Below are 14,560 nucleotides of genomic sequence, written 5' to 3' on the forward strand. Positions count from 1 at the left end.
CCTGACACGACGACAGGCCCGGCGGTCTCCGCCGGGCCCGCCGCCTGTGTCCCCCTGAAGCGCGGAGCCGCGTCACGGACCGGACCGGCGGCGCTGGTAGGAGAGCGTCCGGCCGCCCAGCAGGGGGACCCGGGACGGCACCCTCGCCGCGTTCGCCTGCGCCGCCCTCCGGCAGGACGCCCGGCCACCGGCCTGAACGGCCCGCCGCGAGCGCCCTGCGGCCCATGCGCGGCGGTGCAGGCGCTGCCGGCCCCGCGCCCGTTGTGGGGGAGGCCTCCGGGGAGCGATGTGTCCTGTGCCCGGTTCCGGGGAAGGGACAAGGCCTACAGGGGGAGAGGCACGCCGTGCCCACCGCGTTTCCTCCTGTTCCCGCGAAGGAGGAAAATGCCAGAACTGCGACAGGAAGATCGTGTTTTCGTGCTCGACCTGGGCGACGGCGAGAACCGGCTCTCCCCGGACCTGGTGAAGCACGTCAACGTCCTGCTGGACGAGGTCACCGCGCAACCGGGCCCGGTCGCGCTCGTCACCACCGCGACCGGCGAGTTCTTCTCCCAGGGGATCGACCTGGAGTGGCTCGGCGAGCACAGCGGGGAGCAGGCCTCCTACATCACCGAGATCCACGAGCTGCTGGCCCGCTTCCTCGCCCTGCCCGTCCCCACGATGGCCGCCGTCAACGGCCACGCCTTCGGTGTCGGCGCGATGCTGGCGATGGCCCACGACTTCCGGTTGATGCGGGCCGACCACGGGCACTTCTGCTTCCCCGAGGCCGACGTCAACACCCCCTTCACCCCCGGCATGGCCGCGCTCATCCAGGCCAAGATCACCCCTGCCGCGGCGATCGCCTCGATGACGACCGCACGCCGTTTCGACGGGCTCCAGGCCCGGGAGCTCGGCCTGGTCGACGGCGTCGCCGACGCGGCCGGCCTGCTCGAGACCGCCGCCGCATGGGTGCGCCCCCTGGCGGACAAGGACCGCCCCACGCTGGGCGCGATCAAGTCGACGATGTTCGCCCCCGCCCTCAACGCGCTCCGCGACCTCGGCGACATGAACCAGGCGTAGCCTCCGGAACGCGGCCCTGCGGGGCCGCGTCCGGGGCCGCCCGGGGAGGAACTCCGGGGCGGCCCCCCGTCCGGCGTGCTCGATATTTCGTTCATGCTTGCTTATGCCTGGGTTTGCAGGACTTTGGGTGCTGTTCCCACCTTGCCGAAAACTTCCTATTTCCCACGATTTCATAGGTGGGAAAGCGTCACCCCGGGGATCGGCCGAAGTGGGGAATTCGACCGTGGGGTAATTCCGGGATCCGGTATTGTGCGACAGGCGCGAAACGTCTATGGCGGCAGTTTCAGCGCCATTGTTCACCCGTGTCTCCCGCCCCCCGCCCGATTCCGCTGCTCACCCCGCTGGCGAACGCAAGGAACCCCCCGTGTCAGGCAAGAGCGTCATCCCGGACATCGACACCACGACAGCGCACTCGGCGCGCATGTACGACTACTACCTCGGCGGCAAGGACAACTACGCGGTCGACCGCAAGGCCGCCGACGGCGTCATCGCCCTGTTCCCCGACACCCCCCGGATTGCCGCGGAGAACCGGGCCTTCATGCGCAGGGCCACCGCGGCGATGGTGCGGGAGGGGGGCGTCCGCCAGTTCGTCGACCTGGGGTCCGGGCTGCCCACGGTCGACAACCTGCACGAGGTCGCCCAGCGGACGGCCCCCGGCAGCCGCGTGGTGTACGTCGACAACGACCCCATCGTGCTCGCGCACGGGCGGGCCCTGCTGGAGGGCAACGGCCTCACCCGGGTGATCACCGCGGACCTCCGCGATCCCGACGGGCTGCTCGCCGACTCCGCGCTCACCGGGCTGATCGACTTCGACCGGCCGGTCGGGCTGATGATGATCTCGGTCCTGCACTTCATCGAGGGCGACCTGGCGCCGCTCCTCGCCGGCTACCTGGACCGGCTCGCGCCGGGCTCCTACCTGGCCCTCTCCCACGTCAACGCCGAGAACGCCGACACCGGCCGCGCGGACCTCGTCAGGAACACCTACCGGAACTCGGCCTCGTCGCTGACCTACCGGACCAGAGACGAGATCGCGGGCCTGCTCGCCGGCTGCGACCTGCTGGACCCGGGGATCGTCCCCGCCTGGCGATGGCGGCCCGATTCCGCCGGCACGGCGGAGCCCGCACCGGCCGCGGGCGACGTCCGGCCGGCCAGGTCGGCGATCCTCGCCGGAGTCGGCCGCCTCGCCGGCCGGTGAGGCGGCCGCCGATCGCGGTTGCGCACGGCCCGCCTCGGCCGTGCGGCGGGTCCGCCGCACGGCCGTCGAGGCGTGCCGGTGTCCGCGGGGCCTCAGAAGCGGATGATCCCGCGGAGGATCTCGCCGTTGCGCATGTCCTCGTAGCCCTGGTTGACCTCCTCCAGGGTGTACTCCCTGGTGATCATCTCGTCGAGCTTGAGCTGGCCCGTCTTGTAGAGCTCCAGCAGGCGGGGGATCTCGTGGTGGCCGCTGGAGGAGCCGTACAGCGAGCCGCGGATCTGCTTCTCCAGCATGGTGAGCATGAAGAGGTTGCCGCTCATCTCGGCGTTGGCGAAGTTGGCGACGGCGGTGACGACGACCTTGCCGCGCTTGGTGACCAGGTCCAGGGCCGGGCCGATGTAGGCGCTCTCGGCGCGGTCGGTGGTGATGATGAACGAGTCGGCCATGTTGCCGCGGGTCAGCTCGACGACCAGGGGACCGGCCTCCTCGACGCTGGCCACGGCGTGGGTGGCGCCCAGCTCCAGGGCCTTGGTGCGCTTGAACTCCACCGGGTCGACGGCGATGATGTGGCGCGCTCCGGCGATGCGGGCGCCCTGGACGGCGCTGGCGCCGATGCCGCCGATGCCCTGCACCACGACGGTCTCGCCCGCCCGCACCTCGGCGGTCCGCACGGCGCTCCCGTAACCGGTGGGCACGCCGCAGCCGATCAGGGCCGCCTTGTCCAGCGGGGTGCCGTTGTCGACCTTGACGACCGAGGCGATCGGGACGACCGTGTACTCGGCGAAGGCGCCCAGCAGGGACATCTGCCCGATGCCCTGGCCGCGGGCGTGGAAGCGGTAGGTGCCGTCCAGCTGCGGGCCGTTGATGAGGTGCGCGCCCAGGTCGCACAGGTTCTGCATGCCCCGCGCGCAGTACGAGCAGTGGCCGCAGGACGGGATGAAGCTGAAGACGATCGAGTCGCCCTCGGCGACCTGGGTCACCCCGGGTCCGGTCTGGACGACGACGCCGGCGCCCTCGTGGCCGCCGACGACCGGGAGCGGCATCGGGATGTCACCGGTGACCAGGTGGTCGTCGGAGTGGCACAGCCCGGTGGCGACGAGCTTGACCAGGACCTCGCCCTCCTTGGGCGGGTCGAGCTCGACCTCCTCGACCTGCCACTTCTCGTTCTGTCCCCACAGGATCGCGGCCTTGGTCTTCATCGTGTTCGTCCTCTCGGGGGTGGGTCACAGCTGTCACACACCATACGAATCATGGATGATGTATGACAAGACTCGAGTCTCATTCATCCCCCGCGGACCGCGTGCGACCGCCTGCGCGGCACGCCGGAGAACGCGGCGGGCCCCGGGGAGCTACCCAGCCCCGGGGCCCTTTTGTCCGCTCTTCTGGCACGCCGGCGGCGTTTAAGGACGGGGATCATCCGTGATGACGGCGCGCTCTACGGTTGAGCTACCGCGCCATGTGGAGGCGCGGGCCGGATTTGAACCGGCAACCCGCCGTGCTCCGTCCCCGTCCGGTCGATCCGGCGATGAGCGGTGCTTGCTGAGATTGGAGCGAGAGCCTGAGATTGACCGGGCTGCCTCTACCGATTGGGCCACCCCGGCAGGAGTGCCGGGGGCAGGACTCGAACCTGCACTGTCACCACCGTTCAGACTGAGCCTCATCCTCAGCTTTCCGGGCCCTTCGGCCCGGACCCCCGCGCTCCAGCGGGGGAGTCCTCGATCAGGCGAAGAGGTAGCGGAACACCGCGTCCCCGACCTGCCGGTCGGCGACCTCGATCCCGTTCGCCTCCTCGCGGGCGTACTTCACCGCCGCCATGAGCTTCTCGACGCGCTCGCGCAGCTCGTTGACGCGCCTGGCCGGCATGGCGCCGGAGAAGCCGACCTTGGTCCAGGTGCCGACGACGATGTCCTCGGTGTAGGTCTCGACCTGGGCGGGGTGCTTGTCCGTCGCCTCGTACAGGACGTGGGCCCGCGGGACCTTCTTCGTCCGGGTCGTGCGGACCGGTTCCGTGCGCCACACGTCCGCGGACTCGTCGAAGGTCCAGGTCTCGGCGGCGTCCAGGACCGGCAGTTTCCCGATGAGGGTCTGCAGATCGGTGAGCTGCTTCTCGAGGAACAGCAGGTAGGTGACCGGAACGTCGGACAGGAGGGTCCGGCCGTCCACGGTGACGTCCGCGCGCGCCTCGCAGTTCGCCCAGTCCTTGGTGGCGACCACGTCGAACAGCCGCGACAGGGCGACACCGGCCTCCCGCAGGACGTCCTCCGCCCGGACCTGGACCCTGGCCGACTCCGGGGGCAGGGTCTCGCCCTCGTCGTCGTTGGGCTGGTAAGTCCGCGAGATTCCGGACAGGAGGGCGGGTTTCTGGAGCCGGTGGTAGGCGTCGGTCAGGTCACGCTGAGTTCGGGACTTGGTCCCCTTTTCTACCGCGATGATCTGGTTCAACTTGGACACCCGGCGAGCATACTGCCCGGCATCCGGGATTTCCTTTGAATAAAAAGACGGAAGGCGCAGGCTCCCGGAATTCAGTACAGAACGCCGAGGAAGTCCAGACCGCCCATCGTGACTCCAGGCGACCCCGGCGTGACGCCGAGGGCGCCGCGGGGTCAGAGTCGCGCTTCGGGAACGGGGGGCGCTGGGGGCATGGCGAGCCCCTCCCCGGTGCGGTGTCCCGTGGCGGATTTGCGACATCACCCCGTGCCGCGAGGGTGATGTCGCGGATCGGCCAGCTTCGGCTGTGCGGAGCCTGTTGAACTGATCGCGCAACGGCAGGCTCCCCACAGGACGGAATCCATGACCTCGACGAACACCGCCACCGCGCACCCGCCGGACGGAGCCGGCCCGCCCGCCCGAACCCCGCGCTCCGGCCGGCTCGCCGTGGTCGCGGTGATGCTGGGCATCTTCTCGATCGTCACCACCGAGATCCTGCCGATCGGCCTGCTCACCCGGATCGGTGCCGACTTCACCGTCTCCGACGGGATGGCGGGGCTGATGATGACGATGCCCGGACTCCTGGCGGCGGTCTCCGCACCGGTGGTCACCGTGGCGACCGCGCGCGCGGACCGCCGGCTGATGCTGTGCGTGTTCATGTTCCTGCTCGCGTCGGCGAACCTCCTGGCCGCGGTGGCGCAGGACTACTGGCTCGTCCTGGTCTCCCGCGTCGTCGTCGGCGTCGTCATCGGCGGCTTCTGGTCGATCGGCGCCGGGCTGGCCGAACGCCTGGTGCCCGCGGAGTCGGCGGGCCGCGCCACAGCGGTGATCTTCTCCGCGGTGCCGCTGGGCTCCGTGCTCGGCGTGCCGGCCGGCACCCTCATCGGCGACCTGGCCGGCTGGCGTGCGGCGTTCGCCGTCATGGGCGTCCTGGCGTTCGGGGTGCTGGCCATGCTGCTCCTGGTCATGCCGCCGCTGCCGCCGGTCCGTGCCACCCGCCTGAGCGTGCTGCGCGGCATGCTCCGCGGCACCGGCACGCGCTTCGCGCTGCTGCTGACCTTCCTGATCGTGCTGGCGCACTTCGGGGCCTACACCTACGTGGCCCCGTTCCTGGAGCAGGTCACCGGCGCCGGTCCCGGGTCGATCACCGTCTTCCTGCTGGTCTACGGTGCCGCGGGGATCGCCGGAAACTTCCTGGGCGGGGCGGCGGTGGCCCGCCGCCCGCGGGCCGTCTTCGGCCTCGCCGCCGGTCTGATCGCGTCCGCCGCCCTGCTGCTGCCGGTCCTGGGACGCTGGGAGGTCGGGGCCGCCGTCCTGCTGGTCGTCTGGGGCGTCGCCTACGGCGCCGTCCCCGTCTCCTCCCAGACCTGGTTCGCCAAGGCGGCCCCGGGCTCACCCGAAGCGGCCTCGGTGCTGTTCACCGCCTCCTTCCAAGCGACGATCTCGCTCGGCGCGCTGGCCGGAGGCCTGGCCGTGGACCGCGCCTCCCCGTCGGCGGTCATGGTCCTGGGCGGTGCCACCGCCGCGCTCACGGTCCTGGCCGTGTGGCTCACCGGGGCGCCGCTACGACGTCACGGGTGGGCATCTCGTTGATCGGGTGGCCGCCCGCGGCCCAGAGGTGCTGCGCCGCGTAGCCGCGCCACGGCCGCCAGGCGGCGGCGCGGTGGACCAGGGCCGCGGGGGTGGCCGGCAGGGCCAGCTCGCCGGCCGCCCGCCTGATGCCGAGGTCGGTGGCGGGAAAGGCGTCCGGATCGCCCAGCGCGCGCATCGCGATGGTCTCCACCGTCCACGGCCCCACGCCGGGCAGGTCCTCCAGTCTGGCGCGGGCTTCCCGCCAGTCGCCGCCCGCGCCCAGGTCGATGTCGTCCGAAGCCAGGGAGGCGATCAACGCGACGAGGGTGCTCCTGCGCTTTTGCGGCAGCGCCAGAGCGGCCGGATCGAGGTCGGCCAGGTCGGACGGAGCGGGGAACACGCGGGTGAGCCCGCCACCGGCGTCCGTGACGGGAACGCCGTGCGCGGCCGCCAGGCGTGCGGCGTGCGTACGAGCGGCCGCCGTGGAGACCTGCTGCCCGAGCACGGCCCGGATGGCGAACTCCGCACCGTCGACGGTCTGCGGGATGCGGCGGCCGGGGTTCTCGCGGACCAGCGGGCCGAGGACCGGGTCGCGTCCCAGCAGCTCGTCGATGGCCACCGGGTCGGCGTCCAGGTCCAGCAGGCGGCGGCAGCGGTTGATGGCGGTGGTCAGGTCGCGCAGGTCGGACAGGGCCAGCGAGCACTGGACGTACGGGGCGCCGGTGGGCCGGAGCTCGGCGATGCCGTGTCCGTGCGGCAGGCGCAGGGTGCGCCGGTAGGTCCCCGAACGCCACTCCTCCACGCCCGGCACCGAGGTGGCCACCAGGTGCCCGAACAGGTTGTCCGGGCACAGGGGGGCACGAAACGGCAACCGCAGGGAGACCGTGCCGGTGACGTCCGCCGGGCGGCCGCGGTGACGCAGCCCGGTGGGGGACAGGCCGAACACCGCGCGCACGGTGTCGTTGAAGGTGCGGACGGAGGAGAATCCCGCCATGAAGGCCACGTCGGCCATGGGCAGCGCGGTGGTCTCGATGAGCAGCCGCGCCGCCTGGGCGCGTTGCGCCCGTGCCAGCGCGGCGGGCCCGGCGCCGACCTCGTCCTGCAGCCGGCGTTCGACCTGGCGCAGGGAGTAACCCAGCCGGGCCGCCAGGCCGGTCACGCCCTCCCGGTCGACGATCCCGTCCTTGATCAGGCGCATCGCGCGGCCCGCCAGGTCCGCCCGCTCGTTCCACTGCGGCGAACCGGGAACCGCGTCGGGCCGGCACCGCTTGCAGGCCCGGAATCCGGCCCGCTGGGCGGCCGCCGCACTGGGGTAGAAGCTCATGTTCTCCGGCTTGGGCGGCATCACGGGGCAACTGGGCCGGCAGTAGATGCCGGTCGTCAGCACCGCGGTGAAGAACCATCCGTCGAACCGCGTGTCCCTGGACCGCACCGCTCGGACGCACCGCTCCACGTCTTCATGCATGCGCCCAGCATGCCCCGGCCCCCCGGCCCGGGCTGGCGGTCCCGCGACATCACCCTCACACCCCCGGGGCCCCGCACGCGATCGGCCCGCACCGCCGGCGTCAGCGGTCGCGCGGGGCGACCAGGCCGGATTCGTAGGCGAAGACCACGAGCTGGGCGCGGTCACGGGCGTGGAGCTTGGCCATGGCCCGGTTGACGTGTGTCTTCGCGGTCAGCGGGCTGATCACCATGCGTTCGGCGATCTGGTCGTTGGACAGGCCCCGGGCGACCAGGGCGACGGCCTCGCGTTCACGGTTGGTCAGCTCCTGCAGCCCGGTGCCGATGCCGGCGCAGGGCGGCTGGGAGACGTACCTGTTGATGAGCTTGCGGGTGATCGAGGGCGAGAGCAGGGCGTCCCCGCGCGCGGCGACGCGGACGGCGTGCAGGAAGTCCTCCGGCAGGACGTCCTTGACGAGGAATCCGGCGGCGCCGGCGCGCAGCGCGTCGAAGACGTACTCGTCCATGCCGTAGTTGGTCAGGATGACGACGTGCACCCGGGCCAGCGCCGGGTCCGCGGCGATGCGCCGTGTCGCCTCGATGCCGTCCATGACCGGCATCCGGATGTCGATGAGCACGATGTCGGGCAGGTGCTCCCGGACGAGGGCCAGCGCCTCCTGCCCGTCGGCGCCCTCGGCCACCACCTCGATGTCGTCCTCGAGGTCCAGGAGCGCGCGGAAGCCGCTGCGCAGGAGAGGCTGGTCGTCGACCAGCAGGACACGGATCACGACGTCCGGTCCACGGGGAGCTCGGCCTGGACGGTGAAGCCGCCCTCGCCGCGCGGTTCGGCGCGCAGCCTGCCGCCGAGGGCGGTGACCCGCTCACGCATCCCGAGCAGCCCGACGCCGGGCGCGGGGGCGGCGCCCGGCACGGCCCTGCCGTCGTCGTCGACGCGTATCGCCAGGACGTCCGGACGCCAGTCGATGCGGACCGAAGCCGTCGCCGCGTCCGCGTGGCGGGCGACGTTGGTGAGCGACTCCTGAACGATCCGGTAGGCGGTCCGGCCCACCGCGGCCGGCACGTCGTGCCGCCGCCCTTCGATCGTCAGCGTCGCGTCCAGGCCGATGGCACGGGCCTGCTCCACCAGCTCAGGGACATGATCGAGCCCGCGCGGCGCGGCGGTGTCGTCGTCGCGCAGCGCCTCCAGGGTCGCACGCAGCTCCCGGGTCGCCTCGCGTCCGGCCGCCTGGATCGCCAGCAGGGCCTCCGGCACCTGTTCGCCGCGCTTGCGGGCCACGTGGACGGCGACCTCGGCCTGCACCTTGATGATCGAGATCTGGTGGGTGAGCGAATCGTGCAGCTCCCGCGCGATGCGCAGCCGCTCCTCGGCGGCGCGGTGCCGCGCGGTCTCCTCCCGGGTGCGCTCGGCCTCGTCGGCCCGCTGCTCGGCCTGCCGCAGCGCCTCACCTGCGGCGCCGGCGGCGATCAGCCAGGCGATTTCGAGGGCGCTCCGTGCCTGCGCGAACGCCTCGCCCGTGTCGTGCAGGCCCGATGCCAGGGCCGCGAGGGGGAGGGCGGCCAGCACGGCCACGCTCACCGCCACCGTGATGGTGCGGTGCCCCGCCCGTACGGCCGCGTACACCGCGAACAGGTACGCGACGGCGGGCACGTCGAACCCGACGGCCTGGTAACCCACCGCGCACAGCCCCGCGACGGCCAGAACGAGGACCGGGGCACGGCGGCGCGCGGCCAACGCCAGCCCGCCCACCGCCAGCAGAGCAGGGCCGAGCAGGTCGAGACCCGCGACGGCGCGCTGCCCGGACAGTCCGGTGACCAGCAGGACCACCGCCACGCCGACGGCGACCGACCAGTCCCCGGCGCTGACCCGTCCCCTGTCCATGCGTGCACCCTAACCGGGCCGCCCGCCCGGGCGGCTCCTGCGCGCAGACGATCATCCGACTACCGCACACGCCGTACTTCCGCGGACCGTGCGGCACCCGCGGTAGCCCGATGCGGTACCGGCGGCAGCACGAAATGTCTGCGCTCGCCGGACGACCGGAGGGGGGCCGGGCGGGCACGATCGGGCGACGTCCAGCCGCAAGAGGAAAAGGAGCACCTCCATGCCAGTCCGATCCGCGCTCGCCGCGCACGTCCTGGCCCGACCGGCCGCCGCCGACGCCTTCGCCATGAGCGCCGGACGCCTCGGGTCCATCGTGGCCGGGCTGCTGGGGCTGGCCGGCGTGGCCGTCGCCGGACTGGCCCTGGCCCGCGCCACCGGCCGTATCGGCACCGGCCCCGGCCGGGGAGGAGCCCGCGCGGCCCTGGTGGCGGGACCCGTCGGCGCGGCCATCGGCGTGCTGGTCGTGGCCACCGCCGAAGGCGGCCTCGGCACCGGCAACGGCCTGGGCGGGGGCATCGTGGCCGCGATGCTGGGACTGGCCGGCACGCTCCTCGGCGCCCTGGCCCTGGCCCGTTTCCGCCGGACCGGCTGACCGCGGCGGCGATCCGGCAGGGGCTCACCTTCGGGTCATGAGCGGCGCTTGGACCTGGTGACCTGGAAGCGGTCGAGGTCGTTGCCCAGGGTGATGCGCCCGCGGTAGCGCGCCTTCCTGGCGCTGCGGTCGGCGGCGGCCTGCCAGGCGGCGTCGGACAGGACCGACGGGTCGGCCGGCGAGATGTGGCTGATCACGATGCGCCGGGCCCCGGACTCGGCGCCGATCGCGCCCAGCTCTCCCACCTCGGTGTGCACCGCGCCGATGTGCTCGACGACCGCGGGCGGGTAGCCGGTCGCGGCGACCGCGTCGCGGTGGTAGGCCTCGTGGACGAGGAGGTCGGCGTCGGCGGCCAGGCGCGGGATGTTGGGGGTGCGGGCGGTGTCCCCGGAGAAGGCGATCACGCCGTCCTCGGTCTCGATCCGGTAGGCGAGCGCGGGGAAGACCGGGCCGTGCGGGACGAGGACCGCGGTGACCTTGACGTCGTCGTTCTCCATCACCGGGAACGGCTCCATGTCCGGTGCGGTGTGCTGGGCGTCGGCCCCCGCGGACGCGGGCGGCTGGAGCTCGTGGACCCGGGTGTGGTCGGCCGGGTCGCTGCCCATGTGCTCGGCGATGAACCCGTTCGTGGAGTAGGCGAACGCCTGGTTCGACAGGCGCAGCAGGCCCGCCACGCCGGGCACGGGGTCGTCGGCGTCGACCCAGTGCGAACCGGGGGGCGGGCCCGGCGGCAGCTGCCCGGCCGAGCCGGGTCCGTACACGTCGATCGGCTGCGTGAAGCCCTGCTTGCCCGGCACCCCGCCGCTGAGCAGCGGGAAGGAGAACAGGTCGACGGTGTGGTCGGCGTGCAGGTGGGTGACGAAGATCGCGGCCAGGGACGGCATGGCGAGTCCGGCCCGCATGAACTGCGTGACGGCGCCGCGTCCGGCGTCGATCACATACGTGCGGCCGTTGACGACCACGGCGGAGGAGATTCCGGTGCGCGCCGCCAGGGGCGGGGGACCGCCGGCGGTGCCGAGCAGGAAGAGCTCGGTGCCCCGGTGGCCGGGCCGCCGCCCGCCGGGTGCCGCCTGCGCGGCGGCGGCCGGGGCGAGCCCGGCCAGGGCCGCCGTGCCGCCGCCGAGAACGGCGGCCTTGAGAAGTGTGCGGCGGGCCGCCCCGGATCCGGAGGCGGGGGTTTCGGAGCGGTGCGGTTCAGCGGGGTGGGAAACGCAGGTGCACACGGAACAATCCTTCGATCGCTTGATTCCTGGAATTCACTCGGACCAGGTGGCACGTCCAAGGAATCAGAACCGCCTCCGCCGGAACAGGCGTTCCGTCATCGGTATTTCGCATATCTGCCATCAATGGAATGGATCGGAGGTCGGCTTCCGCGCCCGGCCGGCACCGCGGACCGCCGCGGCGGACGGCTCGGTGACCCCCACTTGTGTGGCTAGCCACCTACCTGTAGGGTCCTTCATGTGGCTAGCCACATAATCGGATCGGAGTTCCCATGACCCTCCTCTGGAGTCCCGTCGAGCTCGGCGGCATCCCGCTCGCGCACCGTCTCGCGATGGCGCCCATGACACGCGACCGCTCCACGCCCGAAGGCGTGCCGACGGCGATGAACGCCGAGTACTACGCCCAGCGCGCGTCGATGGCGCTGATCATCACGGAGGGCGCACAGCCCTCCGAGGACGGGCAGGGCTACCTGCTGACGCCCGGCGTCCACACCGCCGAGCACGTCGAGGGCTGGCGCCGGGTCACCGACGCCGTCCACGCGGAGGGCGGGCGCATCGTCATCCAGCTGATGCACGTCGGCCGCGTCTCGCACCCCTCCAACACCCCGCACGGCCGCCGGCCGGTCGCGCCGTCGCCGGTGCGCCCCGCGGCGAGCATGTTCACCGCCACCGGCATGGAGCCGATGCCCGAGCCGCGCGAGCTGTCACCGGCGGAGATCGCGGAGACGGTCGAGGACTTCCGCCGTGCGGCGGCCGCGGCGATGCGGGCGGGTGCCGACGGCGTGGAGATCCACGGTGCCAACGGCTACCTGCTGCACCAGTTCCTGTCCGGCAACGCCAACCGGCGCACCGACCGGTACGGGGGCTCCATCGAGAACCGCATCCGCTTCGCGGTGGAGGTCGCCACCGCGGTCGCCGAGGAGATCGGGGCCGAGCGAACCGGGTTCCGCATCTCGCCCGGCAATCCCTTCAACGACATCGTCGAGGACGACGCGCCGCAGCTCTACAGAGCTCTGGTGACCGCCCTGGCGCCGCTCGGCCTCGCCTACCTCCATGTGGCACACGGCGGAGACGAGGCGCTGCTGAAGAGCATCCGCAGCGACTGGCCGGGCCCCCTGCTGCTCAACCGCGGCGGCTCCGACCTCCAGGCCCGGGTGAAGGACCTGGAGGAGGGCCTCGCCGATGTGATCACGGTGGGGACCATGGCCCTGGCCAACCCCGACCTCGTGGCCCGCATCAAGGCCGGCGCGCCTCTGAACGAACCCGACCGTGCCACGTTCTACGGGGGAGGCGAACGCGGCTACACCGACTACCCGACCCTCGCCGAGACCGCGCGAGCGCTGACCTGAGACCGGACCGCCGCCATCACGGGCGCCGTGTCCCGCTCGTAGGGCCGCGTGGCGGCGCGGCCCTACGATGAACCTGCCATGACTTCTTCCACCAGCGGTTCGCCCGAGGTCGCGGGCGACGGTCCGCTCAGCTTCGCCATCTTCAACCTCGCCCGCGTCCACCGCGCTCATGCCGCCGGGCTGCTGCGCGAACTGGGCCTGCACCCCGGCCAGGAACTGCTGCTGATGCAGCTGCTGGACCGCGACGAACAAACCCAGTCCGAACTGCTGGAAGCCGTCGGCCTGGACCACTCCACCGTCTCCAAGTCGCTGCGCCGCATGCAGGAGGCCGGACTGCTCATCCGACGCCCGGCCGAACACGACCGCCGCGTCCAGCTCGTCACCCTCACCGACGCCGGCCGCGCCCTGCGCCAACCCCTCGAACGCATGTGGGCCGACCTCGAACGCATCTCCACCCAGGGCCTGTCCCCCCAGGAGATCACCGCCTTCATCCACACCGCCGAGACCATCCGCCACTCCATGCTGAACTCCTCTTCACCCAAGAAACCCACCACTTAGCCCCCCGCAACGGGGCGGACCTACGCCGTTCACCGGAGTTCCGGCGCCATGCCGCGTGAGTTGTCGGCCCGGCTCACCGCAGGTGGCGTGCTCCGGAGGGTCTCCTTGTTCGGTGGTCAGCGGCGGGTGGCGCGTAGGAGCAGCAGGCCCGAGGCGAGTACTGCTGCGGACGTGGTGCCGTGGATGCCGAATGCCGCGGCCTTCGAGCCGTGGTGGGCGAGGATCGTCAGCATGTCGCCGGCGGCGATCGTCGCGAACGCGAGCATCACCCAGCCGAGTGCTTCGCGCTTGCCTGCGGCCAGCAGGGCGAAGACGGCGAGGCCGGTGCCGAGGTCGCGGACGCCCTTGATGTTCAGCCATGCGGTCTCGTCGCCGGTCGGCCAGGCCGGAAGGCCGAAGCCCGACGCGGTGCCCACCGGGTCGAGGAGGTAGCTGAGCCCGACGTAGGTGATGCCGACTCCGGTGAGGGCGGCGATGGCGGTGCCGGTGCGGGAGGTGCGGACGTCCTCGCGGAGCCTCCTCATCCGTGCCGCGTGGTGGCGCTCCCCGTAGAGCCGCCAGAACACACGGGCCGGGGCGGGCAGCCCGGCGAGGAACTCGGTGCGCTCCTGCGGGGTCGCGTCCTCCAGGACGACGCCGAGGAGCGTCAGGATCTTGGACTTGGGGGTGTGCTGGACGAAGTGTTCGCCCTGGGCACCCCATTCGGCCTCGGTGAGGTGGCGTTCGGCGAGCGGCAGCAGGTGCGCCTCCTCGTCGTCCAGGTGCTCGATCAGGACGGCGCGGTGTTCGGCGAGGGCGGCGGCCAGGGCGTCGCGGACGGCGGCGTCGGCCGTCCGCGTCCACGGCCCGATGAGTTCGCGGAGCCGCTCGATGGTCGCGGCGACCTTGCCGTGCTGGGCTTCCATCCGCAGGACGACGTCGGCGTCCAGGTCCACCCGCGACAGCAGGAGCGGCCAGATCAGCTCGTCCTCGCCGTGGTGGTGGTTGTGCAGGCCGAGCAGGTAGTCCGAGAGGTGCGCGGCGAGCGCGCGGGCGCGGCGGCGGTCGCCGGGCCGGGTCGCGCCGACCAGCTCGGCCAGCAGGCGCGACTCGCGGCGGAGGCCGCGGTGGATGACGACCATGGAGTGGGTGAAGGGGCGGGCGGCGCGGATCTTGTCGGTGTTCATGTCGCCAAGGTTGCTCGGGGCGTCCTGGAACCGACTTGGAGCGCGACTTGGAGACCGGGAAGGACATTACGATGAGTCCTCG

13 protein-coding genes are annotated in these 14,560 nt (G+C 72.3%); 6 read left to right on the forward strand and 7 right to left on the reverse strand.

Features of this window, described 5'->3' with window-relative positions; all coding sequences use genetic code 11:
• Positions 1-384: 384 nt before the first annotated feature.
• Positions 385-1,059 carry an enoyl-CoA hydratase-related protein gene (locus tag C2865_RS31540; protein WP_106402287.1) on the forward strand — a complete coding sequence of 225 codons (675 nt, stop codon included), beginning with the start codon at positions 385-387 and terminating at the stop codon, positions 1,057-1,059.
• 364 nt (positions 1,060-1,423) lie between these two features.
• Positions 1,424-2,254 carry an SAM-dependent methyltransferase gene (locus C2865_RS31545; RefSeq protein ID WP_198653746.1) on the forward strand — a complete coding sequence of 277 codons (831 nt, stop codon included), beginning with the start codon at positions 1,424-1,426 and terminating at the stop codon, positions 2,252-2,254.
• A 92-nt stretch (positions 2,255-2,346) separates the two neighbouring features.
• Here C2865_RS31545 and C2865_RS31550 read toward each other — a convergent pair whose 3' ends face one another.
• Together C2865_RS31550 and C2865_RS31555 are read right to left on the reverse strand one after the other, a co-directional pair.
• A complete protein-coding gene (locus C2865_RS31550) occupies positions 2,347-3,453 on the reverse strand; it encodes an NDMA-dependent alcohol dehydrogenase (RefSeq protein ID WP_106402289.1) in 1,107 nt (368 codons plus the stop codon).
• Positions 3,454-3,973: 520 nt separating this feature from the next.
• Positions 3,974-4,705: a DUF7873 family protein gene (locus C2865_RS31555; protein ID WP_106402290.1), complete on the reverse strand. Its 732-nt coding sequence runs from the start codon at positions 4,703-4,705 to the stop codon at positions 3,974-3,976.
• A gap of 339 nt (positions 4,706-5,044) precedes the next feature.
• Here C2865_RS31555 and C2865_RS31560 point away from each other — a divergent pair, with 339 nt between their 5' ends.
• Entirely contained in the window at positions 5,045-6,274 is a 1,230-nt protein-coding gene (locus tag C2865_RS31560) for an MFS transporter (protein WP_106402291.1), read from the forward strand.
• Here the strand turns inward: C2865_RS31560 and C2865_RS31565 are convergent.
• The 3 genes from C2865_RS31565 to C2865_RS31575 all read right to left on the reverse strand — a co-directional run bounded on the left by C2865_RS31565 (position 6,231) and on the right by C2865_RS31575 (position 9,593).
• Positions 6,231-7,718, reverse strand: coding sequence for a DNA-3-methyladenine glycosylase 2 family protein (locus tag C2865_RS31565; RefSeq protein ID WP_106402292.1), 1,488 nt, complete (start codon positions 7,716-7,718; stop codon positions 6,231-6,233). The genes C2865_RS31560 and C2865_RS31565 overlap by 44 nt on opposite strands.
• 100 nt (positions 7,719-7,818) lie before the next feature.
• Complete coding sequence (locus tag C2865_RS31570) at positions 7,819-8,481, reverse strand: response regulator (RefSeq protein ID WP_106402293.1); 663 nt, start codon at positions 8,479-8,481, stop codon at positions 7,819-7,821.
• Positions 8,478-9,593, reverse strand: a complete 1,116-nt coding sequence (locus C2865_RS31575; protein WP_106402294.1) for a sensor histidine kinase — start codon at positions 9,591-9,593, stop codon at positions 8,478-8,480. The genes C2865_RS31570 and C2865_RS31575 overlap by 4 nt, the downstream gene beginning before the upstream one ends.
• A 220-nt stretch (positions 9,594-9,813) precedes the next feature.
• Between C2865_RS31575 and C2865_RS31580 the strand changes: the two genes are divergently transcribed.
• Positions 9,814-10,185 carry a DUF6223 family protein gene (locus C2865_RS31580; protein ID WP_106402295.1) on the forward strand — a complete coding sequence of 124 codons (372 nt, stop codon included), beginning with the start codon at positions 9,814-9,816 and terminating at the stop codon, positions 10,183-10,185.
• Between the two features lie 35 nt (positions 10,186-10,220).
• On the opposite strand, the gene C2865_RS31585 is transcribed toward C2865_RS31580, so the two are convergent.
• A complete protein-coding gene (locus tag C2865_RS31585; protein ID WP_106402296.1) occupies positions 10,221-11,408 on the reverse strand; it encodes an MBL fold metallo-hydrolase in 1,188 nt (395 codons plus the stop codon).
• Positions 11,409-11,677: 269 nt separating this feature from the next.
• Between C2865_RS31585 and C2865_RS31590 the strand changes: the two genes are divergently transcribed.
• Together C2865_RS31590 and C2865_RS31595 are read left to right on the forward strand one after the other, a co-directional pair.
• Positions 11,678-12,754, forward strand: coding sequence for an alkene reductase (locus C2865_RS31590; RefSeq protein WP_106402297.1), 1,077 nt, complete (start codon positions 11,678-11,680; stop codon positions 12,752-12,754).
• 78 nt (positions 12,755-12,832) lie between these two features.
• Positions 12,833-13,312 (forward strand): MarR family winged helix-turn-helix transcriptional regulator, encoded by a 480-nt coding sequence (locus C2865_RS31595; RefSeq protein ID WP_106402298.1) that lies wholly within the window; start codon positions 12,833-12,835, stop codon positions 13,310-13,312.
• 116 nt (positions 13,313-13,428) lie between these two features.
• Here the strand turns inward: C2865_RS31595 and C2865_RS31600 are convergent, their stop codons facing one another.
• Positions 13,429-14,478, reverse strand: a complete 1,050-nt coding sequence (locus tag C2865_RS31600; RefSeq protein WP_232835910.1) for a DUF4267 domain-containing protein — start codon at positions 14,476-14,478, stop codon at positions 13,429-13,431.
• Positions 14,479-14,560: the final 82 nt, after the last annotated feature.

This window comes from Actinocorallia populi (genome assembly GCF_002995495.1).
In the GTDB taxonomy this organism is placed as follows: domain Bacteria; phylum Actinomycetota; class Actinomycetes; order Streptosporangiales; family Streptosporangiaceae; genus Actinocorallia; species Actinocorallia populi.